Genomic DNA, 23552 nt, shown 5'->3' on the forward strand with positions numbered 1-23552 from the left:
TATGAAGCCTCAATTCATCACTTTGGACGGTATAGACGGAGCCGGAAAATCCACCAACCTTGCCGCCATCAAGGCATGGTTTGAACGGAGGGGGCTGCCCGTCCTGTTTACGCGCGAACCGGGCGGTACGGCGCTGGGAGAGGCATTGCGCAAGATTTTGCTCAATCCGGCAACCAAAGCAGGTTTGCGTGCGGAAACCCTGATGATGTTTGCCTCACGTATGCAGCATATCGAGGAAGTCATCCTGCCCGCACTTTCAGACGGCATACACGTCGTATCAGACCGTTTTACCGACGCAACCTTTGCCTATCAGGGCGGAGGACGGGGAATGCCGTCTGAAGATATTGAAATATTGGAACATTGGGTGCAGGGCAGTTTGAAACCGGATTTGACCCTGCTGTTGGATGTGCCGCTGGAAGTATCGATGGCGCGTATCGGACAGTCGCGCGAGAAAGACCGGTTCGAGCAGGAACAGGAAGATTTCTTCATGCGTGTGCGCAGCGTTTATCTGAACCGTGCCGCCGCCTGCCCGGAACGTTACGCCGTTATTGACGGCAACCTCAGCGTGGAAGAAGTCAGAAACAGCATAGAAAAGGTGTTGGACGGGCATTTCGGATATTGATGGCGGATTTGAAGCAAGAAGGCCCGCCTCAGCAAAAAATCAGATGGTTGTACCGCCTATCAAAATAGCGGTATGCGCCAAACCTCGGGCATGATAGAATTACACGCAGTTACAAGGCAGGAAGCGTGGGAAATATCGACGAACCGCCCGTAACCCGATGTCTCGAAAGTGTTTCGGACAGTCCGATTCAAATTTCTTTCTCACAACAGGATTGATACATGGAAAACTCATTGAAAGAAGCCGCCCTGCAGTTCCACGAATTCCCCGTGCCGGGCAAAATCTCCGTTACCCCAACCAAATCTCTGGCCACGTCTAAAGACTTGGCTTTGGCGTACTCTCCGGGCGTAGCCGCTCCTTGTATGGAAATCCATGCCGATCCGCAAACTGCCTACAAATACACTGCCAAAGGCAATTTGGTTGCCGTGATTTCCAACGGTACCGCCGTTTTGGGCTTGGGCGATATCGGCGCACTGGCCGGCAAACCCGTGATGGAAGGCAAAGGCGTATTGTTCAAAAAATTCGCTGGTGTTGATGTATTCGATATCGAAATCGATGAAAAAGACCCGCAAAAACTGGTGGACATCATCGCTGCTTTAGAGCCGACCTTCGGCGGTATCAACCTCGAAGACATCAAAGCGCCTGAGTGCTTCTATATCGAACGCGAATTGCGCAAACGCTGCAAAATCCCTGTATTCCACGACGACCAACACGGTACCGCCATCATTACCGCTGCCGCTGTACTGAACGCTTTGCGTCATACCGGCCGTAAAATCGAAGAAGCGACTTTGGTATGTTCCGGTGCGGGTGCGGCCGCGATTGCCTGCTTGAACCAATTGCTGGATTTGGGCTTGAAACGCGAAAACGTAACCGTTTGCGACTCCAAAGGCGTGATTTACAAAACCCGCGAAGACAAAGACCGTATGGACGAGTCCAAACAGTTCTACGCCATTGAAGACAACGGACAACGCGTGCTTGCCGATGCCGTAAAAGGCAAAGACATCTTCTTGGGTCTCTCCGGCGCGAACCTGCTGACGCCTGAAATGTTGAACACTATGAATGCCAAACCTATCGTGTTCGCCATGGCAAACCCGAATCCCGAAATCCTGCCACCGTTGGCAAAAGAAACCCGTCCGGACGTGGTCATCGGTACCGGCCGTTCCGATTTCCCAAATCAAGTCAACAACGTATTGTGCTTCCCGTTCATCTTCCGCGGTGCGTTGGATGTCGGCGCAACGACCATCAACGAAGAAATGAAACGCGCCTGTGTGTATGCGCTGGCAGATTTGGCGATGGAAGAAGTAACCGAAGAAGTGGTTGCCGCTTACGGTAAGAAATTCGAATTCGGCGCGGAATACCTGATTCCGGCCCCGTTCGACTCCCGCCTGCTGCCTCGCGTTGCTACGGCTGCCGCCAAAGCAGCGATGGAAAGCGGCGTGGCAACCCGTCCGATTGCAGATTTGGAAGCTTATGCTGCCAAACTGGGCGGATGGAAGCTGTAAGCCGTTTGTGGTTTAAAATGCCGTCTGAACCATTTTCAGGCGGCATTTTGCTGTCAGATTAATAAATGAAAGATACTGAAAAATGAAAGAGATGGAGCCTGTCCGTTATCATATTGGCGATATGCCCGAGACTTCAAAACAAACCGCCCCCGTCATGACGACAGGACAGTGGGTGTTGACGATGATTGTTTTCATGATTCCTTTGGTCAACATCATTATGCTTTTTGTTTGGGCGTTCGTCAGAGGCAACCCTAACCGTGCCAATTTCTGTAAAGCACTGTTGCTTATTTACCTTATTGGTTCGCTTATCGGTTTGATTTCCGTATGGCTTATAGGTAAGCTCAATTCACTATGAAAACCGGCGTGTTCGCTTATCGGTTTGATTTCCGTATGGCTTATAGGTAGGTTTGCATCGGGTACGCATTATTAATGTACCGGCTGATTCTGCTTCGAAGATTGGTATCGAATATGCCGAATTGTTTCAAATTTCATACCGTTATCGAACGGCATTGGCAAAAACCTTATCCGGTTTTGTCTTTTCTGCTTAAGCCGCTCTCCTGGCTGTTTGCCAAAATTGCGGCGAAACGGCGTGCGGATTTTTTGTCGGGAAAACGGCAAAGCGAAAAGCTGTCCGTGCCTGTGGTCGTAGTCGGCAATATTCACGCGGGTGGGACGGGGAAAACGCCGATTGTTGCCGCGCTGGTGTCGGGTTTGCAGGAAAAGGGCGTCAAGGTCGGCATCATCAGCCGAGGCTACGGGCGCAAGAGCAAGGCGGTTCATGTATTGAATGCCGAGAGCCGAGCGGAAGATGCGGGCGACGAGCCTTTGCTGCTGTTCCGTAAAACCGGCGCACCGACGGCTGTGGGCAGTAGCCGTGTAGAGGCAGGCAGGGCGTTGCTGGCGGCGCATCCCGACATCAGACTGATTGTCGCGGACGACGGTTTGCAGCATTACGCCTTGCGGCGGGATGTGGAAATCGCGGTGTTTCCGGCGGCGGATACGGGGCGTACGGATTTGGACTTGCTGCCCAACGGCAGTTTGCGCGAACCTTTGTCGCGGCTGGATTCGGTGGATGCGGTCGTGGTCAGCGGCAGTCAGGCGGATGCGTCGTTTATGCCGTCTGAAAATATGTTTCACAGCCGTATCGAAACGGGACAAATTTACCGTTTGAACTGTCCGTCCGAAAAATTGGATTTGGCAGGTTTAGGAAACCGGACCGTTGCGGCAGTCGCCGGTATCGCCAAGCCGTCGCGTTTTTTTGATTCGTTGCGGCATATGGGCATTACCGTGAAGCAAACCGTCGCGCTGCCCGACCACGCTGATATTTCGGCGGCAGATTTGCCCGATGCAGACGCGGTGATTATTACGGAAAAGGATGCGGTCAAGTTTTCAGACGGCATCGGTTTGAACCATGTATGGGTGTTGCCCGTTTGTGCGATAATCGAACCTGATTTGGCGGAATTTGTGTTGGAGAGGCTGGAAGGTGTGCCGAAGGTCGTCTGAAAGCACGGTTTAGGCGAAGTTATCATGAACTTGAATAAAAACGCCTCACGCCATCATTCCCGCGCAGACGGGAATGACGGAAGCCGGTTGTATTTTTTATCTGCATTAATCATTCGTTAAAGGAGTGGATATGAAACTGAAAACCTTATTATTGCCCTTTGCCGCGCTGGCATTGTGTGCCAATGCGTTTGCCGCCCCGCCCAGCGACGCGTCGCTGGAGCGTCTGTTTGAAGTACAAAAAATTGACGCTATGTTGGATCAGTCTTTCCAAATGGGTGGGGACATTATGCTCTCCAAACCGAATATACAGAATTTTTTGAAAGATGCGCCGGCGGACAAGCATCCGCAGTTGGAAGCAGCCTTGAAAAATTATCTAAATCGAATAGTTACCGAAATCAACACGCCGCAAGTACGCGCCCAATTGCGTAAAGCGGCTTTAGATGGCATGAAGACGGTTTATACGCAAGAAGAAGTCGATGCGTTGATCGGCTTTTACGGCACAGCGGTAGGTCAATCGATACTCGATAAAACGCCGCGCTATCTTGAGGCAACGATAAATCCGATGATGACCATCATCACCGAAAAATACGAAAAATCAAATCAAAACGAAAAATTAGCTCGAGAAATCGACCAAATCATGTGCAGCGGCAAAAATCCTGCCCCAGCCTGCTTGACGCAACTCAAAAAACCGGCACGGAAAAAATAATGCCGCTTGAAGCCGTCTGAAAACGAGCGAAGCGAGTTTCGCTAAAACCATCAAACCCGAAAGCAACCTTATGGAAAAAAAATTCTTAGACATCCTCGTCTGCCCCGTTACCAAAGGCAGGCTGGAATATCATCAGGACAAACAGGAATTGTGGAGCCGTCAGGCGAAGTTGGCCTATCCGATTAAAGACGGCATTCCCTATATGCTGGAAAACGAAGCGCGAGCGTTGAGCGAAGAGGAACTCAAAGCATGACCGAATTCGTCGTATTGATTCCGGCACGGTTGGATTCATCGCGCCTGCCCGGAAAAGCCTTGGCGGATATTCACGGCAAACCGATGGTCGTGCGCGTTGCCGAACAGGCGGCAAAAAGTAAAGCCGCGCGTGTCGTCGTTGCCACCGACCATCCTGATATTCAGACGGCCTGTCAGGCGCACGGAGTCGAAGTCGTCATGACTTCAAACCGGCACGAAAGCGGCACAACGCGTCTTGCCGAAGCCGCCGCCGCGCTGAAACTGCCGCAACATCTGGTGGTCGTCAACGTACAGGGCGACGAGCCGCTGATTGCCCCCGAACTCATCGACCGCACTGCCGAAGTCTTAGTGGAAAACAACGTACAAATGGCGACCGCGGCGCACGAATTGCACGATTTCGACGAATTTATGAATCCCAACGTCGTCAAAGTCGTCCTCGATAAAAACCGCAACGCCATCTACTTCAGCCGCGCCCCGATTCCCTATCCGCGAGATGCCATGCGCGCTGAAAAACGCGAATTGCCCGCCGAAACCGCCGTCCTGCGCCATATTGGCATCTACGCCTACCGCGCCGGCTTCCTGCAACGTTACGCCGAAATGAGCGTTTCGCCGCTGGAAACCATCGAATCGCTAGAACAACTGCGCGTCCTGTGGCACGGCTACCCGATTGCCGTCGAAATCGCCAAAGAAGCCCCTGCCGCCGGCGTAGATACGCAGGAGGATTTGGACAGGGTTCGCGCTGTATTTCAGACTATATAAAATAGATTCAAAGGGAAAAGGATATGTCGCAATATTTTGAGAAATGGCAACATTTGAGCCGGGAAGAACAGAAAATCCTTGCCGAAGTATGGGGTCTCGTGCAAAACGATGATCAGGAGGTTCACTATGAAATGCTTAAATTGAATGCACCTGATGAAGCCAGCGGTGAATTTTGGTTCAGAATGGCAGAGATACTCAGCACCCTGCCGCCCAACCGTTCTCTGGATCTCCGAATGAACGGCGGACGGCTGATGACGGCCGTATCTATCCTATCGGTGATGATTGAGGATAATCCCGATATACCGCAGCTTTGGGCGCAGAAAATTACCGCGCTCAATTATTTGGCACACGGACACAAAGCCCGTGCCGACGGTTTGGCACAACAGCCCGACAAAGCGGCAGAAGCCAACGAGGAGGAATACCTGACCAAAGCCCTGTCGCAAAACCTGCTGTCAACATTGGATGCCGCGCTTGCACGTTTTCCTGAAGATGTGTGGTTTCAGGAAGCTAAGCAAGATGCCCAAAAGCATTTTTTATGAGGATTTGATTGATAAGGATATTTTGTTTTGAGAAATGTCGATTGTCGGTATGAGCGAGGTAAATATCATTTAATTTCAAGATGCTGATATTTATGCTTCCTGTTTCTTCTTGACGGTATCAATAAAGTTAATTACAATTCTGCTTTCCTTAGGAGTAATGGCTGAGAGGCTGAAGGCACTTCCCTGCTAAGGAAGCATGTGGGGTCAACCTGCATCGAGGGTTCGAATCCCTCTTACTCCGCCACAGAATACAAACGCCCCGAAACGGGGCGTTATTTTTTTGTATAAAATACTGAAAATTCATTAATAATCATTGAATTATATTTATTTTGTTTGTGTAATTTTCCGCAACAAATGTAAGCCTGTAAAGACTTCTATCATAAGTCTTGTGATAATGTGTGTGGTAATTTTGAATGACAACTTACCATAGATGGCTAAAGTTATTATTCCGAATACGGCGGATTGGTTTAAAAATGCAAAGCTAAAAGACGGGCTTTATCAGTTTTCAGATGGGATGACTTTGTTGAAGGTATTTAGATATATGGATTGTAATTTTAAAACAATGAGATATATTTTTTGTGAAAGTGTTTGATTATGGTTATCAACCATATTTTTGCACAAAATATGACTTATGCCAAAAACTCTAATTATAAAGAACTAGATTATTGAAATCATATGTTAGAATTCCCCAACCGTTTGGATAAAGCGGCAATCTAAAGATAAAACTCAAGAAAGACACAATATGAACAAACTACTGATTACTTTAATGATGGCGGCAGGTTTGGCAGCTTGTTCGCAAGAAAGCAAACAAGAGGCGCAAGAGGCGGCTTCAGCCGTTGCTTCTGAAGTTCAGACCGAGGCATCTTCGGTTCAGGCTGCCGCACAGGAGGCTGCTCCGTCTGCAGAAGCGGCTTCAACTGAAGCCAAACCTGAGGAGAAGGCGGAAGCCCCCGCGGCGGAAGCTAAACCGGAAGCAAAAGCAGAAGCTTCCGTTGCTGTCGATGGTCAGAAAGTATTTGAGGCCAGCTGTAAAATGTGTCATGGCGGTACCATTCCCGGGGCACCTGTAGTGGGTAAAAAAGACGATTGGGCACCACGTATCGCAAAAGGTAAGGAAACCTTGCACAAACACGCGATCGAAGGTTTTAATGCGATGCCTGCCAAGGGCGGCAATGCCGGTTTGAGTGATGATGAAGTGAAGGCTGCAGTCGATTACATGGCTAATCAGTCTGGCGCAACATTCTGAATTGTTTACAATATTCACGATATTGTGATTAAGTCTGTTCGGATATTTAATGAAACCGGATTCCATGCAATATATGGAATCCGGTTTTTTCATTCCAAACTGCGCTATTGAAGGGGGCGGCAGTCTATATGCCGGTTACCCATTCAAGACTTTTTTACTGCGGGTCAAGCAGCCCAATACTTTTCCCCTTTAATTGTCCTGATGGTTTGTTTGGTATCGGTTCATAAAAACCGTCAGTTGGAAAACGGCCTATTTCCGGTGAAAAGGTTACGGCGATATGTTGCACAATCGGAGTGCCATGCCTATTCGCCTATCTGCGCGTCAGGTGTTATACTTAAAAAGATTTATCGATTGTTTGCCGGAGCCTCGCCGGTATTGGGAGCGTAAGAGAAATGAGTAGAATCCAACAGACTTTTGCCGCATTGGGTAATAAGAAGGCATTGATTCCTTATATTACGGTTGGAGACCCGGACATTGGGGCGACTTTGGCAATAATGCACAGTATGGTGGAAAATGGTGCGGATATTTTAGAGTTGGGTGTGCCTTTTTCCGACCCGATGGCGGATGGTCCGACTATTCAGCGTGCGGCGGAACGTGCGTTGGTAAACGGTGTTTCTCTGCGTGATGTCTTGGATGTTGTCAGAAGGTTTCGTGAAACCGATACTCAAACGCCGGTTGTTTTGATGGGGTATTTGAATCCCATACATAAGATGGGTTATCGGGAGTTTGCTCAGGAAGCCGCAAAGGCGGGGGTGGATGGTGTGTTGACGGTGGATTCCCCCATTGAAACCATCGATTCTTTATATCGCGAGCTGAAAGGCAACGGGGTTGACTGTATTTTCCTGATTGCACCTACAACGACTGAAGGGCGCATTAAGACCATTGCACAATTTGCAGGTGGTTTTGTCTATTATGTATCGCTCAAAGGGGTCACGGGTGCGGCAAGTTTGGATACGGATGAAGTTTCGAGTAGAATAGAGTATTTGCGTCAGTATATAGATATTCCCATCGGTGTCGGTTTCGGTATCAGCAATGCGGAAAGTGCACGCAAAATCGGTCGGGTTGCCGACGCAGTTATTGTTGGCAGCCGGATTGTGAAAGAAATCGAAAACAATACGGGCAACGAGGCTGCCGCCGTCGGTGCTTTGGTGAAAGAGTTGAAGGATGCCGTGCGCTGACGGCGGTTCCTCAGCCTGAATATTTTAGGAGTTGTCCATGAGCTGGTTAGATAAAATCCTGCCACCCAAAATCAAGAATCGCGGGAAAGACGGTTCTTCCAATGTTCCCGAGGGTCTATGGCACAAATGCCCGTCTTGTTCGGCAACTGTTTATTCTACCGAGTTGCAGCAGAACAATCAGGTTTGTCCGAAATGCAACCACCACAATCCGTTGTCGGCACGACAACGCCTGAATCTGCTTTTAGATGAGGATGGCAGAGAGGAGGTTGCCGGAAATGTCAAACCGACAGATCCTTTGAAGTTTAAAGACAGCAAAAAATATCCGGATCGTTTGAGTGCGGCACGCAAGCTGACCGGGGAAGATGATGCTTTGGTGGTGATGAAAGGCAAGATGAACGGCCTGCCCGTTGTAGTTGCTGCGTTTGAATTCCGCTTTATCGGCGGTTCGATGGGTTCGGTTGTGGGCGAACGATTCGTACAAGGCATCCGTCGGGCGGTTGCCGACAATTGTCCGTTCGTCTGTGTGGCGGCTTCCGGCGGTGCGCGTATGCAGGAGGGTGTGAACTCATTGATGCAGATGACGAAAACCAGTGCCGCGCTGCACTTGTTGACGGAAAAACGCCTGCCGTTTATATCGGTATTGACCGATCCGACCATGGGCGGCGTATCCGCCAGCTTTGCTTTCCTCGGAGATGTCGTATTGGCCGAACCCAATGCCCTAATCGGTTTTGCGGGACCGCGCGTTATTGAACAGACTGTACGGGAAACCTTGCCGGAAGGCTTCCAGCGTGCTGAATTTTTACTGGAAAAAGGCGCAATCGACCAGATTGTCGACCGGCGTGAGATGAAGCAGCGAATCAGCAGTTTGATTACGTTGTTGCTCCGTCAGGACAAAGTTACCGCCGCATGATGCCTGATAATGCGAATGCCGTCTGAAAATTGTTTCAGACGGCATTTTTATATCCGGTTTATTTAGAGTGTTGTTTCATCGATGGCGCATAATGTCCGGCACGTTCTTTCAGGCGTTGTATTAGGCCGTGCGTGTCGGTCGGTATGCCGTCTTCGCAGAATGCCGCATACAGCACGGCGCGTAATGCGTCGTTTCGGCCGAGTGTACCGCCTATCGGCTTCCATTCGGTATTTCGAGGCTGTATCCAACGGCGGTTGACCGTATCGCCGTATCCGAATACTTTGTAGGAGGAAAGTTTGTCGTTGCCGAAACGGATGGATGAGCGGGCGCAGAATATGCCTTCGGCAGACAGGTTGTCATAGCCTTTGTCGGAGCGGATATTGAGGATATAGCGGATGCTGGTGTCCGGCGCCGGCATGATTTGCAGGCTGTCGAGCAGGATTTTGGGTTGTTTACCGTAATCTTCATCCACATAAATATCGAACCACCCCTCTGAGTGCGTATCGGGCAGCGGCGGCAATGCTGCGGTATGTTCTTTAAATTCTCTGGAGACAGTTTCTTCAGGCGTTTCACGGTAGTGTGTATTGAGCAGCGTATTTTTTTGGCTGAAGCCGGCGGCAAGGGACGTGCCGGCAGTCAGGGTCAGAATTAGAAGGATGGCGCGGCGCATAGATCTCTCCAAGTTGAAAACGGCTTTATTTTATGGGTTGGTAGGGAGGGCTGCAAGCAAGTGGGGTATAATTCGGCTTTATTTAAACTTTTAACCGGTATCGGAACATGAACAGCGAAACTTTGGACGTTATCGGGCTGAAATGCCCTTTGCCTATTTTGCGGGCTAAAAAGGCTTTGGCGCAAATGCAGCAGGGCGACGTGTTGACCGTTCTGGCAACCGACGGCGGCGCACCGGGGGATTTTGAGGCTTTTTGCCGCCAAACCGGTCATGTGCTGCTGGATGCTTCGGAGCAGGACGGCGTATTCAGGCTGGTCGTCCAACACAAATAAATGCCGTCTGAAATGCAGATAATCCGCCCGATTGTGTTGTTTGTAACTTTTATTTTTGCTGCATGCAGTGCCAAAAATCAACCTTCCGACGAGGATCGACAAGGCTTTGCGCGCATTGCCGTCGATTTGTTCCGGAATGCCTGCGTATCGACGCAGGGCGGTTTTGAACCGGTTTCAGCTTTTGCCGATGCCGGTCGTTTTACCCTTGTGGGCAAGGATGAAACGCTACACATGCGGGCGGAGGTTGCAGAGCCTGATGCACGGGCATTGTGGATGCTTGAACAGGATGGCGGTGTCTACTATCTGAGCCTGAGTGACAATAGTTGCAGCGTTAAAGCCAAATATGCTGACGCTGCCGCACTTTTGGAACATTTCTCAGGGCTTGTCCGACATCCGCCGCAAAATAAAAATTTGGAATTAAGGGCAGAACAGTCGGTGCAGGCACCGTTTGAAACCAGGCAAATCAGCTATGCCTGGCGGGAATCGGGCAGCCCTGAAGAAACCGTATTGACCGCACAAACCGCCGATTCCCCGGATTTACCCGTACAGGCAGTTTTGAACCTGACGCACCGTTCCCACAACGGGAAACCCCTAATTCTCCCCTGACTTCAGACGGCATAAAGTCGGCATGCCGTCTGGAAACCAAAAATCTAAAAAGGAACAACTATGCAAACCCTGACCATTATCCGCCCCGACGATATGCACTTGCACCTGCGCGACGGCGACGCGCTCAAAGCCGTTGCACCCTATACCGCCCGCCAGATGGGGCGCGCCGTCATCATGCCCAACCTTAAACCGCCCGTCGTCAGCGTAGCCGACGCGCTTGCCTACAAAGCGCGCATTATGGCGGTGTTGCCCGAAGGCAGCGCGTTTGAGCCGTTGATGACGCTTTATTTGACTGATAACGTCACGCCCGAACTTGTACGCGAAGCCAAAGCCGCCGGCATCGTCGCCTTCAAACTCTACCCCGCCGGCGCGACCACCAATTCCGATTCCGGTGTAACCGACCTGTTCAAACTTATCCCCGTTTTGGAAGAAATGGCAAAACAGGACATCCTGTTCCTCGTTCACGGCGAAGTAACCGACCCCGAAATCGACATTTTCGACCGTGAGGCCGCCTTTATCGAGCGCGTGATGAAACCCGTTTTGGCGCAGGTGCCGAATCTTAAAGTCGTGTTCGAACACATCACCACCGCCGAAGCCGCCCGCCTTGTTTTGGAAGCGGGCGACAACGTTGCCGCCTCCGTGACCCCGCAACACCTCCTGCTCAACCGCAACGATCTCTTGGTCGGCGGCGTGCGCCCCCATCATTTCTGCCTGCCCGTACTCAAACGTGAAACCCACCGTCAGGCATTGGTCGCTGCCGTTATCGGCGAGAAGGCGCACAAATTCTTCCTCGGCACCGACTCCGCGCCGCACGCCAAATCCGCCAAAGAAAACGCCTGCGGCTGCGCCGGTATGTTCAGTGCCATGACCGCCATCGAGCTTTACGCCGAAGTGTTTGAAAAAGCAGGCGCGTTGGACAAACTCGAAGCCTTTGCCTCGAAAAACGGCGCAAGGTTCTACGGCATTCCCGAAAATACCGACACGATCACCCTCGTCAAACAAAGCCAAACCGTCCCCGCAAGTGTTCCCTACGGCGACGGCGAACTTGTCCCGATGCGCGCAGGCGGCGAAATCAGCTGGGCTGTACAGTATTGATGGGGCTGGAAACAAAATGCCGTCTGAAAACCTTTCAGACGGCATTTGTGTATTTCTGATTTTAATCCGACATATCAACGGCGTTTGGGCTCGTCGGGGCGGATTTGGGCGGCAAGTTTGTCGAGGATACCGTTGACAAATTTGTGCCCGTCCGTACCGCCGAAGGTTTTGGTTACTTCGATGGCTTCGTTGATGATGACGGGGTAGGGTGTTTCGGGCATGGCGGACAGCTCGTGGCAGGCAGTCAGCAGGACGGCGCGTTCGATGGGGTTGAGGTCTTTTTCGTCCCTGTCGAGCAGCGGGCGGATTTGTCGGATGTACTCTGCCGCATTAGTTTGCGTGCCGAAGAAAAGTTTGTTGAACAATTCTTCGTCTGCCTTGGCAAAGTCGGACATTTCGCGGATGTTTTTAGCAATCTCGGGTGCTGCGGTGCGGTTGATAAGGGATTGGTAAACGGCTTGTACGGCAAGCTCGCGGGAACGGCGGCGGGCTGTTTTCATGATTTTTCCTTGAAACGGTTGGGACGGTACGGTATGCCGTCTGAAACGGAAAGGGCGTATTGGTGTACGCCCTGTTTGTTATTCTTCGTCTTCAAACTGTTCTTCGAGCAGAAGGTTGACGAGGTTGGCGCATTCTACGGCGACTTTGGCGGCATCCGAGGCTTTTTCTTCAATCCGTTCAATTGCCTGTGCGTCGTTTTCGGTGGTCAGGACGGCATTGGCAATCGGGATGTTGTAGTCGAGTGCGACGCGGCTGACCCCTGCTCCGGATTCGTTGGAAACCAGCTCGAAATGGTAGGTTTCGCCACGGATGACGACGCCGATGGCAATCAGTGCGTCAAACTTTTCGGAAGAGGCAAGGTTCATCAGCGCGATGGGGATTTCAAGTGCGCCGGGTACGGTGGCGACGGTGATGTTTTCGTCTGCCACGCCCAATTCTTTGAGGGTGCGGCAGCAGACTTTGAGCATTTCGCTGCCGATTTCGTTGGTAAAACGTGCCTGTACGATGCCGATGCGGAGGTGTTTTCCGTCAAGGTTGGGGGCGATGGTGTTCATTGGGGGTTTCCTTTGGTATTCGGAGGTTTCGAAATGCCGTCTGAAGGGTCAGTCCTTAGGTTGCCAGTCGGCGACGGTTTGGAATGTGCCGTCTTCGGCAAGCTCCCATGCACTGCCTTCGGGTTGTGAGAGCAGGGCGTCGATTCCGGGGTTGGTTCGGGTGATTTCGGCAATGCTGAGGATGCTGAAGTTGTCCGGATCGTCGGTGTATTCGTCGGTCTCGTCGCCGCTGAAGAAACGCCAGCCGCTGTCATTTTCGAAAACGGGGGCCTCGCGGTAGAGGAAGCCGACGGGCTGGTTTTGTTTGACTACGGCGTGGGTGGCGATACAGCGGTCGAGTGCCGAGGAAAGTGCTTGTGCAAATGCGTTCATGGTGTGAATGCGCCGAGATGAATTGGCGAATTTTACCACGATTCTTGCGTTGTCGGCAGACGGTAGGGGTTTGAATCAAGTTTTCATTTCCTTAACCGGAGTGCGATATACAGGCGGTTTGGTGGTACAATATGCACCGTGTTCAGCCTTAAGGTGTTTCTGTATTTTTGAAGTATGGAAACGCATTCAGGCTGTTTTTTGCGGAAGACGGTAATGAAGAACGATGTTTTGAAACAGCAGGCACATACTGCGATACAGAAAAAGCTGGGCTATGAGTTCCGCGATATTTCGCTTTTGCGGCAGGCTTTGACGCATAGGAGCTGCCATGCGAAACACAATGAACGGTTCGAGTTTGTCGGTGATTCGATTTTGAATTATACGGTGGCGCGGATGCTGTTTGATGCGTTTCCGAAGTTGACGGAGGGCGAGCTGTCGAGGTTGAGGGCAAGCTTGGTCAATGAGGGTGTGTTGGCGGAGATTGCGGCGGAAATGGATGTCGGAGAAGGTCTGTATTTGGGAACGGGCGAGTTGAAAAGCGGCGGCTTCAGACGGCCTTCGATACTGGCGGATGCGATGGAGGCGATGTTTGCCGCCGTCAGCTTCGATGCGGATTTCAACACGGCGGAAAAGGTGGTGCGCCATCTTTTCTCGGAGCGTGTCAAACGTGCCGATTTCCAAAATCAGGAGAAAGACGGTAAAACCGCGCTTCAGGAGGCGCTTCAGGCACGCCGCTTTGCCTTGCCCAAATACCGTATCGAAGAGCAAATCGGCCATGCCAACGACAGTATGTTTGTGATTTCCTGCGATTTGGGCGAACTGGGTTTCGTATGCCGTGCCAAAGGGACGAGCCGTAAGGCGGCGGAGCAGTCGGCGGCGAAAGAGGCGCTGCAGTGGCTGGAAGCAAAGCTGCCGCTGAAAAAGAAAAAGAAATGAGGCGGCGTGTGTGGATATGCCGTCTGCAACGTGGACATGAAAGCAAATATGGATATTGAAACCTTCCTTGCAGGGGAACGTGCCGCCGATGGATACCGCTGCGGCTTCGTAGCGATTGTCGGCCGTCCGAATGTCGGCAAATCAACGCTGATGAATCATCTAATCGGTCAGAAAATCAGTATTACCAGCAAAAAGGCGCAGACGACGCGCAACCGTGTAACGGGGATTTATACCGACGATACCGCGCAGTTCGTGTTTGTCGATACGCCCGGTTTTCAAACCGACCACCGCAATGCGCTCAACGACAGGCTGAATCAAAATGTTACCGAGGCACTCGGCGGTGTGGATGTCGTGGTTTTTGTCGTGGAGGCGATGCGCTTTACCGATGCCGACCGTGTCGTGTTGAAACAACTGCCCAAGCACACGCCGGTTATTTTAGTGGTCAACAAAATCGACAAGGACAAGGCGAAAGACCGTTATGCATTGGAGGCGTTTGTTGCCCAGGTGCGCGCCGAATTCGAATTTGCGGCGGCGGAGGCAGTCAGTGCGAAACACGGATTGCGGATTGCCAACCTGTTGGAGCTGATTAAGCCGTATCTGCCCGAAAGCGTGCCGATGTATCCCGAAGACATGGTTACGGACAAATCGGCGCGTTTTTTAGCGATGGAAATTGTGCGTGAAAAATTGTTCCGCTATTTGGGCGAAGAATTGCCTTATGCGATGAATGTCGAGGTGGAGCAGTTTGAGGAGGAAGATGGTTTAAACCGCATCTATATCGCCGTTTTGGTCGACAAAGAAAGCCAAAAGGCGATTTTGATCGGTAAAGGCGGAGAACGTTTGAAGAAGATTTCCACCGAGGCGCGGTTGGATATGGAAAAACTGTTTGATACCAAAGTATTTTTGAAGGTATGGGTCAAAGTCAAATCCGGTTGGGCGGACGACATCCGCTTCCTGCGGGAACTGGGTTTGTAAACCCTTAAAGGACAATCTGATTCGCCGGCGGTTTCAAACCCTGTCGGAGCTGGGCAAAAATGCCGTCTGAACGTGTTTCAGACGGCATTTTGTTTGATAGAGATGTTTCGGCGGCGGTTTGCCTGTATGTTGTCATTTGGCGGTATTTCTGCCCGGTTTTATCCGATTTTACTGCTGTAACGGTGACGAAAGGCGGAACCGGGGGATTTATCGTCAATAAGGCGGCAGTGGTGGGTGGTTTGGGGCAGTATCGGTATCCGTAGGTATTTTGAATGCCGGCTGTTTTCTGAAGAATCCCCGAACGTTTGATAGGTGTCATCATATGTTCGGGGATTTTTCATTGCTATCGCTACGTTCAATGATTTAAATCAATAAATAATCATAAATAATTATCTATATATGTCATTATAATTATGATATACTAATCATAAATAACTATATTGTTATTTAAGGACGGGCTTGAAGTTGTTTTTAAACTATAAATAGGAGAATGAACCGATGAAACTGAAACCATCAGCCAAACCGTTTGTTGCAGTAATGTTCTTGATGGCAGCGAATGCTTATGCCACCGATACCGTTCCTACGGGAACCATGCATAAAAACGGTTCGGTCGCATTGGGTAAGGACTCGAAGGCGGGGGAAAATGCCTCTGCGTTGGGCGATAAGGCGGCTGCAGCGGGTTATAAATCTGTGGCAGCGGGTTATGATTCAAACGCTTCGGGTTTAAGCGCGTCTGCTTTCGGCAGCGAGGCTAAGGCGGAAGCATTGCGGGCGGTTGCCGTCGGCTTTAGGGCGAATGCGAAAGGAACCAATGATATTGCCGTCGGCGGCGCATCAAAGGCTTCCGGCGGACAGTCGGTGGCGGTCGGGTTGATGTCGCAGGCAACGGGATTGCGCTCTGTCGCGGTGGGTGAAAGTGCTAAGGCTGCCGATATTGATGCAGTTGCATTCGGACGAGGCAGTGAAGCCAATGCGCTCAGTTCCACTGCGGTCGGGGATAGGGCGAAAGCCAACGGTACGCAGGCAGTCGCGTTGGCATCTGCTGCAGAGGCAAACGGTTATCAAGCGGTAGCGGTCGGTACGCGCGCGGTTGCCGAAGAAATCAACAGCGTGGCATTGGGTGTGGAGTCTTCCTCTACCGCGCTCAACGGCTTGGCTGCCGGTACGCGCGCACGGGTGCGTAAGTCCGGCGGAACGGCTTTGGGGGCAGGTGCTGCCGCATTTGAGGAAAAATCTGCCGCTTTGGGTTATAAGGCGGAGGCGCATCAGCAAAACGCCGTTGCACTTGGTACGGACAGTATCGCCGATACTGCCGCAGGTGTTGCCGGTTATGATTTTGCAACAGGAAGTATATCTGCTGAAACCGGTAAGGCATGGGTGTCGACTTTGGGGGCGGTATCTGTCGGCAGTGAGAAACACAGCCGTCAGATAACAAATGTCGCGGCCGGAACGGCGGATACCGATGCGGTTAATGTTGCGCAGGTCAAAAAAATTGCTGCTCAGACAGAAATCGGCATGGGTAAACTCAAAGAGCGCGCCGATTCAGGTTCTGCCGCTGCAATCGCGGTCGGCAGCCTCGGACAGGCATACCTGCCGGGACAGGGTGCGGTTTCGCTTGCAAGCGGCATATGGCGGGGTAAAACCGGTTACGCTTTGGGGTTCTCAAAAGTATCTGCCGGAGGCAAGTGGTTGTTTAAAGGCTCGGCAGTCGGAGCGGCAAAAGGCGGTGCAGGCGGAGGGGCGAGCGTTACCTATTTCTGGTAACGACCTTCCTGTCCTGTAATAAGTCCGGTTCGGCAGTATGGTATCTATACCGTCTGCCGGATTCTAACAATTTGACGGCGGCAAACCGGTTCGGACGGTTTGCCGCCGTGCTGTATCAACCGGGGTTTCCGGATACGGCTTGTTACATTTTTACGATTGATTCGGTAAGAAGGGGATATCGAATGGTTTTGGGTACGATATTTTTCCTGCTTATGGTTAATTTATTAATATTTATTTATTAAAAAATATAGTTTTAAATTGGATGAGTATTAATATTTATTGGATTTAAAAAGAATATTCTGCGAGATTTTAAGTCTTTTAGAGTTGCATAACCGTCAAAAGGCAGTTAGCATGAACAGGCTATCGGCATAATTTAATTTATTAAAGAGGAGTAACAATATGAAAAAATCAGTATTGGCAGTTTGTTTGGCTGCCCTGCCTGTGGCTGCCGTTGCCGACGTAACGCTGTATGGTCAGGTTAAAAGCGGTATTACCGGCGGTCAGGTAAAAATTAAAGGTGCACAGGGTACGGAAAAAAGTGCGACTTCCGTATCGATTCACGACAACGGTTCACGTATCGGCTTTAAGGGCAGCGAAAATCTCGGCGACGGCTTGAAGGCTGTTTGGCAGGTCGAACAGAAAACCGCTATCAGCGGGGAGAGTCAGAAATTTGCCACCCGTGATTCGTTTATCGGTTTGGAGGGCGGATTCGGTAAGGTTCGTGCCGGACATTTAAGCAGTGTGTTGAATGAGATGGATACCATCGATACATGGCTGTATAAAAACAATGCGGCAGGTTTGGGGATATTTACCCGTACCGGCGAGCGCAAGGTCGCCGTCCGTTACGACAGCCCGTCGTTTGGCGGTTTCAAGGTAACGGCCAGCTATTCGCCGCGCGATAATTTTGATGCCGAAGACAAATACAAACATGAAAAACCGTCTAAAGAGCGTTATACCGTCGGAGCGAGCTATTCAAATGCCGGTTTTACGACCAATGTCGCTTACGGACACTATAAGGGCGCGTACAGTCAAAACGGAGCATCTAAGCCGGCTCAGATTGCCAAGGTTGAAAGCTATTACAACGGCAATAATCTGTTTGTCGGAGCGGGTGTGCAGTATACCAAGGGATTTGAAACCGCCAATAAATATTTGAGCTATTTTACGGATGGGTTCAATACCTATAAAGGTACGGACATCACTAAGGATGCGGAAAAGAATGAAGCCGTAAAAGTGGTCGATGCTGCGGTAACTTTAGGTTACAAAATGGGTAACGTTGTTCCGCGCGTTTCTTATGCACACGGCTGGGCGGCAAAAGGTGTGGGCACGGGTGCGACTTATGTCGACAAGTTTGACCAGATTGTCGTGGGCGGTGATTACAATTTCAGCAAACGCACCGGTTTGCGCGCGCAAGTTGCCCATTTGCGTGTCGGAGGAAATACGCGCTTTGCTGAAAATCAAAAAGGTAAGGTCGAACGGACTGCCGCAACTTTGGGCATGATTCACAAATTTTGATTTCTTCTGAAAGAATTGCTTCAAATGCCGTCTGAACTTGGTTTCAGACGGCATTTTTTTGACAGTAAAATAATTGATATTATATTCATATATTAATATAATAATACTTATTATCAACCCATAAGTGAAGTAGAGATGTGTAAACTGAATTATTACGGTATTGCCTTGCTGCCGTTGATGTTGGCATCCTGCGGCGGTAATTTCGGCGTGCAGCCTGTTGCCAGATCAACGCCGACCGTACAAACCCCGTCAGATTCCAAACCTTCCAAGCCTGAGGATATTCCCGCTCCGGCTCCTGCCAAACCTTCTATAGAAATCACGCCGGTCAACCAGCCCGCCGTCGGTGCGGCAATGCGGCTGCCAAGGCGGAATATGGCTTTCTATAAACAAGACGGTACGGAAATTCCTGGCAAGCATCAGGCGGAGGATTATTTGCCGCTTAAAGAGGAGGATATCCTGTTTTTAGACGGTACGCCGCAAGAACAGGCCGACAAACTTAAAAAGAAAATTGACGAACGGTATCCTAATGTAAAAATCTACACGTCCGATTCAAAAGATGATGCGTATAAATATAAATATGTCCGGGCCGGATATGTTTATACTAAAGAAGGAAAAGACGAAATCAAACAGACCCCAGGCGGTAAGCGGTTTACCCACCGGTTTGGTTATGACGGTTTTGTATATTATTCCGGAGAACATCCTTCCCAATCTTTACCGAGCGCGGGAACGGTGAAATATTCCGGTAACTGGCAATATATGACTGATGCCAAACGTCATCGGACAGGTCAGGCGGTTGCCAGTGAGGATTTGGGTTATATCACATATTATGGTAACGATATTGGTGCAACTTCTTATGCGGCTAGGGATGCCGACGACAGGGAAAAACATCCTGCCGAATATACGGTAGATTTCGGTAACAAAACCCTGACGGGCAACCTGATTAAAAACCAATATGTCAAACCCCACGAGAAAAAAAAGCCGCTGACCATTTACAACATTACTGCAAAATTGGACGGCAACCGCTTTACCGGCAGTGCCAAGGTCAATCCTGATTTAGCGAAAAACCCTGCCGGTAAGGAGCGTTTGTTTTTCCATGCCGATGCCGATCAGCGGCTTGAGGGCGGTTTTTTCGGCGATAACGGAGAAGAGCTTGCCGGACGGTTTATCAGCAACGACAACAGCGTATTCGGCGTATTCGCAGGCAAACAAAATAGCCCCATGCCGTCTGAAACGCATACCAAAATCTTGGATTCGCTGAAGATTGCCGCCGACGAAGCTGCCGATCCTAAGGCACGTCCGTTTATTGCCGAGCCTATGCCCGACTTTGCCCATCCTGACAAACTCCTTGTCGAAGGACGTGAAATCTCCTTGGTCAAAGATACTCAAACCATCGATCTTGCCGATGGCAGGAAAACGACAATCCGAACCTGCTGCGATTTTCTGACCTATGTGAAAATCGGACGGATGCAAACCGACCGTCCCGTCGTCAAACCGAGTGCAACAGAGGATGAAGATTCCGATCATGAAGGCGCGGAACCTGATGATGAAAATGAAGGTTTAGAGCCTGAAGATGGTGAAGATGGTTTGGAAAATGATACCGATGACGGTCATGCTTCTTCCGAGTTGCCGGCAGAGAAAGATAACGGGGAAGCAAATACAGCAGGAAAAAATGAAGGAAACAACGCGGAAAGCGTAGGTACGGATGGAAAACCACCTGTCCAACCCGCTTCTGCATACAGGGATATCGACCTTTTCATAAAAGGTATCCGCACTTCCGAGGCAGACATCCCCAAAATTGGGAATGTCCACTATAGAGGTTCATGGGAAGCCCGTATCGGCGCGCCGATCCAATGGGATAACCATGCGGATAAAGCGGCAAAAGCCGAATTCGACGTTAACTTTGCCAACAAGTCCCTTTCCGGTACCCTGACGGAGAAAAATGGCGTAGAACCTGCCTTCTATATTGAAAACGGTACTATTGAGCACAACGGTTTCCATGCAGTGGCACGTACCCGTGATACAGGTATCGACCTGCTTGGCAGGGGTGCGACATCCTCCAAACCGTTTAAAGCCGAGAACCTTCATGTAACGGGGGGCTTCTACGGTCCTCATGCATCGGAATTGGGCGGCAGCTTTGCCGAACCTCAACAAAAAATCGGTGTGGTATTTGGCGCGAGGAAAGATGACAAGGAGGCAACACGATGAACAGAAGGCATACATTCCCGCTTACCCTGACTGCCTTGGCTGTTGCAGCCGCCTTCCCGTCATATGCGGCAAACCCTGAAACGGCGGCGCATGATGCCGCACAGACCCAATCCTTGAAAGAGGTTACCGTCCGTGCCACCAAAGTGGGACGGCGAACAAAAGAAGTAACCGGTTTGGGCAAAATCGTCAAAACGTCGGAAACTTTGAACAAAGAACAGGTACTCGGTATCCGAGACCTGACGCGCTACGATCCGGGCGTGGCCGTCGTCGAACAGGGTAACGGCGCGAGCGGCGGTTATTCGATACGAGGCGTGGATAAAAACCGTGTGGCGGTTTCGGTCGACGGTGTTGCCCAAATACAGGCGTTTACCGTGCAGGGTGCATTGAGCGGATACGGCGGACGCGGCGGCAGCGGTGCAATCAACGAAATCGAATATGAAAACATCGGTACGGTAGAAATCGATAAAGGTGCCGGTTCTTCCGATCACGGCAGCGGTGCGCTCGGCGGAGCAGTCTCCCTCCGCACCAAAGAGGCGGCAGACCTGATTTCAGACGGCAAAAGTTGGGGGATACAGGCAAAAACCGCCTACGGCAGCAAAAACCGCCAATTTATGAAGTCGCTCGGCGCGGGTTTCAGTAAGGACGGTTGGGAAGGGCTGCTGATACGGACCGAGCGTCAGGCACGGGAAACGAGCCCGCACAACGATATTTCAGAGGCGTTTGAATACGGTATAGACCGTTTGGATGCGTTCCGCCAAACATACAATATCCAAAATCCGGATAAGGAGGGGGAATATTTCCTGACGGAAGATGGCGGCAGTACGCCCAAGCCTGTAGCAAAAGTGGCGGGCAATATGAATTATTTGAACAACCAACTCAACCGCTGGGTGGGAGAACGCCGTTCAAATAACAAACCTTTAAGCAGCGAAGAGGAGGCAATGGTCCGTGAGGCGCAGCCGCGCCATGAAAACCTGTCCGCCCAAGCTTACACGGGAGGCGGCAGGATATTGCCCGATCCGATGGATTACCGCAGCGGCTCTTGGCTTGCCAAGTTGGGTTACCGTTTTGGCGGCCGCCATTATTTAGGCGGCGTGTTTGAGGATACCAAACAGCGTTACGACATCCGCGATATGACGGAAAGGCAGTATTACGGTACCGACGAAGCAGGAAAATTTGGCGGCAGGAGCGGTGTGTATGCGGGAAGCGATTTCCGCGACGGGCTTTATCTCATACCGAATGCGGAGCCGTGGAAAGGTGATGCCGGTTTGGTCAAAGGCATAGGGCTGAAATATTCCCGCACGAAATTTATAGACGAGCATCACCGCCGCCAACGCACGGGTTTGCTGTACCGTTATGAAAACGAAGCGTATTCTGACAATTGGGCGGACAAGGCGGTGTTGTCGTTTGACAAACAGAGCGTGGATATCGACAACAACACCCTGCTTCTGCATTGCGCCGTATATCCTTCCGTGGACAAAGCCTGCCGCGCTTCGGCGGCCAATCCGTATTCGTATGACCGCAGCGACCGTTTCCATTATCGAGAACAGCATAATGTCTTGAATGCCTCGTTTGAAAAATCCCTGAAAAATGAGGTGATGAAGCATCATCTGACGTTCGGTTTCGGTTACGATGCATCCAAAGCGGTATCCCGTCCGGAGCAGTTGTCCCACAATGCGGCAATGATTTCAGAACATACCGGTAAGGAATCAGGTAATTACGGCATATACCGTTTGGGTAGTCCGGTAGTGGTTGAAGGATCGGTCTGCGATTACATTGAGACACTGCGTTCCCGCAAATGCCAGCCGAGGACGATTAAAGGCAGCAATGTCCATATTGCTTTGAACGATCGTTTTTCAATCGGCAAATATTTTGATTTCAGCTTGGGCGGCAGGTACGACCGGCAAAACTTTACCACGTCGGAAGAACTCGTCCGCAGCGGACGATATACCAACCGTTCGTGGAACGGGGGCATCGTGTTCAAACCGAGCCGCCACCTTTCCTTGTCTTACCGCGCCTCCAGCGGTTTCAGGACACCTTCCTTCCAAGAGCTTTTCGGTATAGACATTTATCACGATTATCCGAAAGGCTGGCAGCGTCCCACCCTGAAATCGGAAAAGGCAGCCAACCGGGAAATCGGTTTGCAGTGGAAGGGCGACTTCGGCTTTTTGGAAATCAGCAGTTTCCGCAACCGTTACGCCGATTTGATTGCCGTTGCCGACCAGTATGTCGAAATGGGTAACGGAACCAAAATAGCGGTGCGCGATTATCACAATGCCCAAAATATGTCGCTTCAAGGCATCAACATCTTGGGGAAAATCGACTGGAACGGCGTGTACGGCAAACTGCCCGAAGGTCTGTACACCACATTGGCGTACAACCGTATCAAACCGAAATCCGTATCTAACCGGCCGGGCCTGTCCCTGCGCAGCTATGCTTTGGATGCGGTACAGCCTGCACGTTATGTTTTAGGATTGGGGTACGACAGGCCCGATGGAAAATGGGGGGCAAACATTATGCTGACCTATTCCAAAGGGAAAAATCCCGATGAACTTGCTTATCTGGCAGGTGATCAAAAACGATATTCGGCAGGAAGGGTTACGTCTTCTTGGAAAACGGCAGATGTTTCCGCTTATCTGAATCTGAAAAAACGGCTGACCTTGAGGGCGGGTATCTACAATATCGGCAATTACCGCTACGTTACTTGGGAATCGTTGCGCCAGACTGCGGAAAGCACGGCAAACCGACGCGGCGACGACAGCAACTATGGAAGGTATGCCGCACCGGGCAGAAACTTCAGCCTTGCGCTTGAAATGAAGTTTTAA

The 23552-nt window shown here is 50.8% G+C and carries 25 protein-coding genes and 1 tRNA gene; 22 read left to right on the top strand and 4 right to left on the bottom strand.

Annotation, left to right across the window (positions count from 1 at the left end; genetic code table 11):
• Position 1 precedes the first annotated feature (1 nt).
• The 12 genes from tmk (at position 2) to accD (ending at position 9214) form a co-directional block, all read left to right on the top strand.
• Positions 2-622: a dTMP kinase gene (tmk, locus tag BBW69_RS01225; RefSeq protein ID WP_188210144.1), complete on the top strand. Its 621-nt coding sequence runs from the start codon at positions 2-4 to the stop codon at positions 620-622.
• Positions 623-840: 218 nt separating this feature from the next.
• Positions 841-2121, top strand: a complete 1281-nt coding sequence (locus BBW69_RS01230) for a malic enzyme-like NAD(P)-binding protein (RefSeq protein ID WP_188210145.1) — start codon at positions 841-843, stop codon at positions 2119-2121.
• Between the two features lie 82 nt (positions 2122-2203).
• Entirely contained in the window at positions 2204-2476 is a 273-nt protein-coding gene (locus tag BBW69_RS01235; protein ID WP_107960005.1) for a hypothetical protein, read from the top strand.
• Positions 2477-2589: 113 nt separating this feature from the next.
• Complete coding sequence (gene lpxK, locus BBW69_RS01240) at positions 2590-3624, top strand: tetraacyldisaccharide 4'-kinase (protein ID WP_188210146.1); 1035 nt, start codon at positions 2590-2592, stop codon at positions 3622-3624.
• A gap of 130 nt (positions 3625-3754) precedes the next feature.
• Entirely contained in the window at positions 3755-4330 is a 576-nt protein-coding gene (locus BBW69_RS01245) for a DUF2059 domain-containing protein (RefSeq protein ID WP_188210147.1), read from the top strand.
• Positions 4331-4400: 70 nt separating this feature from the next.
• Complete coding sequence (locus BBW69_RS01250) at positions 4401-4583, top strand: Trm112 family protein (protein ID WP_002221286.1); 183 nt, start codon at positions 4401-4403, stop codon at positions 4581-4583.
• Positions 4580-5341, top strand: a complete 762-nt coding sequence (kdsB, locus tag BBW69_RS01255; protein ID WP_188210148.1) for a 3-deoxy-manno-octulosonate cytidylyltransferase — start codon at positions 4580-4582, stop codon at positions 5339-5341. The genes BBW69_RS01250 and kdsB overlap by 4 nt, the downstream gene beginning before the upstream one ends.
• Positions 5342-5364: 23 nt before the next feature.
• Positions 5365-5880 (top strand): 3-deoxy-manno-octulosonate cytidylyltransferase, encoded by a 516-nt coding sequence (locus tag BBW69_RS01260; protein WP_188210149.1) that lies wholly within the window; start codon positions 5365-5367, stop codon positions 5878-5880.
• Positions 5881-6031: 151 nt separating this feature from the next.
• Positions 6032-6124 (top strand) — tRNA-Ser (locus BBW69_RS01265).
• A gap of 498 nt (positions 6125-6622) precedes the next feature.
• The gene (locus BBW69_RS01270; protein ID WP_188210150.1) at positions 6623-7126 is read left to right on the top strand and encodes a cytochrome c5 family protein; all 504 of its coding nucleotides are present in this window, start codon (positions 6623-6625) and stop codon (positions 7124-7126) included.
• 392 nt (positions 7127-7518) lie between these two features.
• Positions 7519-8304, top strand: coding sequence for a tryptophan synthase subunit alpha (gene trpA / locus BBW69_RS01275; RefSeq protein ID WP_188210151.1), 786 nt, complete (start codon positions 7519-7521; stop codon positions 8302-8304).
• A 37-nt stretch (positions 8305-8341) separates the two neighbouring features.
• Positions 8342-9214 (top strand): acetyl-CoA carboxylase, carboxyltransferase subunit beta, encoded by an 873-nt coding sequence (gene accD / locus BBW69_RS01280; protein WP_188210152.1) that lies wholly within the window; start codon positions 8342-8344, stop codon positions 9212-9214.
• Between the two features lie 58 nt (positions 9215-9272).
• Here accD and BBW69_RS01285 read toward each other — a convergent pair whose 3' ends face one another.
• The gene (locus tag BBW69_RS01285) at positions 9273-9884 is read right to left on the bottom strand and encodes a CNP1-like family protein (protein WP_188210153.1); all 612 of its coding nucleotides are present in this window, start codon (positions 9882-9884) and stop codon (positions 9273-9275) included.
• A 107-nt stretch (positions 9885-9991) separates the two neighbouring features.
• Between BBW69_RS01285 and BBW69_RS01290 the strand changes: the two genes are divergently transcribed.
• From BBW69_RS01290 to pyrC, 3 genes are read left to right on the top strand one after another with little or no spacing between them, the layout of a single operon-like run.
• Positions 9992-10216: a sulfurtransferase TusA family protein gene (locus BBW69_RS01290; protein WP_003675596.1), complete on the top strand. Its 225-nt coding sequence runs from the start codon at positions 9992-9994 to the stop codon at positions 10214-10216.
• Entirely contained in the window at positions 10217-10822 is a 606-nt protein-coding gene (locus tag BBW69_RS01295) for a hypothetical protein (RefSeq protein WP_188210154.1), read from the top strand.
• Between the two features lie 60 nt (positions 10823-10882).
• Complete coding sequence (gene pyrC / locus BBW69_RS01300) at positions 10883-11917, top strand: dihydroorotase (protein WP_188210155.1); 1035 nt, start codon at positions 10883-10885, stop codon at positions 11915-11917.
• Positions 11918-11991: 74 nt separating this feature from the next.
• Here pyrC and nusB read toward each other — a convergent pair whose 3' ends face one another.
• The 3 genes from nusB to BBW69_RS01315 form a co-directional block, all read right to left on the bottom strand.
• Positions 11992-12417: a transcription antitermination factor NusB gene (gene nusB / locus BBW69_RS01305; RefSeq protein WP_002214168.1), complete on the bottom strand. Its 426-nt coding sequence runs from the start codon at positions 12415-12417 to the stop codon at positions 11992-11994.
• A gap of 78 nt (positions 12418-12495) precedes the next feature.
• Complete coding sequence (ribH, locus tag BBW69_RS01310; RefSeq protein WP_002217693.1) at positions 12496-12972, bottom strand: 6,7-dimethyl-8-ribityllumazine synthase; 477 nt, start codon at positions 12970-12972, stop codon at positions 12496-12498.
• Positions 12973-13020: 48 nt separating this feature from the next.
• Positions 13021-13344, bottom strand: coding sequence for a DUF2185 domain-containing protein (locus BBW69_RS01315; protein ID WP_003675589.1), 324 nt, complete (start codon positions 13342-13344; stop codon positions 13021-13023).
• Between the two features lie 213 nt (positions 13345-13557).
• Between BBW69_RS01315 and rnc the strand changes: the two genes are divergently transcribed.
• The 7 genes from rnc (at position 13558) to BBW69_RS01350 (ending at position 23552) form a co-directional block, all read left to right on the top strand.
• Positions 13558-14277: a ribonuclease III gene (rnc, locus tag BBW69_RS01320; RefSeq protein ID WP_003675584.1), complete on the top strand. Its 720-nt coding sequence runs from the start codon at positions 13558-13560 to the stop codon at positions 14275-14277.
• Positions 14278-14325: 48 nt separating this feature from the next.
• A complete protein-coding gene (gene era / locus BBW69_RS01325) occupies positions 14326-15249 on the top strand; it encodes a GTPase Era (RefSeq protein WP_002235591.1) in 924 nt (307 codons plus the stop codon).
• A gap of 59 nt (positions 15250-15308) precedes the next feature.
• A complete protein-coding gene (locus BBW69_RS01330) occupies positions 15309-15512 on the top strand; it encodes a hypothetical protein (RefSeq protein ID WP_188210156.1) in 204 nt (67 codons plus the stop codon).
• Between the two features lie 235 nt (positions 15513-15747).
• Positions 15748-17013 (top strand): YadA-like family protein, encoded by a 1266-nt coding sequence (locus BBW69_RS01335; protein ID WP_188210157.1) that lies wholly within the window; start codon positions 15748-15750, stop codon positions 17011-17013.
• 399 nt (positions 17014-17412) lie between these two features.
• On the top strand, positions 17413-18525 hold the full coding sequence (locus BBW69_RS01340) for a porin (protein WP_188210158.1): 1113 nt from the start codon (positions 17413-17415) through the stop codon (positions 18523-18525).
• Positions 18526-18660: 135 nt separating this feature from the next.
• Entirely contained in the window at positions 18661-20730 is a 2070-nt protein-coding gene (locus BBW69_RS01345) for a transferrin-binding protein-like solute binding protein (RefSeq protein WP_188210159.1), read from the top strand.
• Complete coding sequence (locus BBW69_RS01350) at positions 20727-23552, top strand: lactoferrin/transferrin family TonB-dependent receptor (RefSeq protein ID WP_188210160.1); 2826 nt, start codon at positions 20727-20729, stop codon at positions 23550-23552. The genes BBW69_RS01345 and BBW69_RS01350 overlap by 4 nt, the downstream gene beginning before the upstream one ends.

Source organism: Neisseria sp. RH3002v2f (genome assembly GCF_014596375.1).
In the GTDB taxonomy this organism is placed as follows: Bacteria; Pseudomonadota; Gammaproteobacteria; order Burkholderiales; family Neisseriaceae; genus Neisseria; species Neisseria cinerea.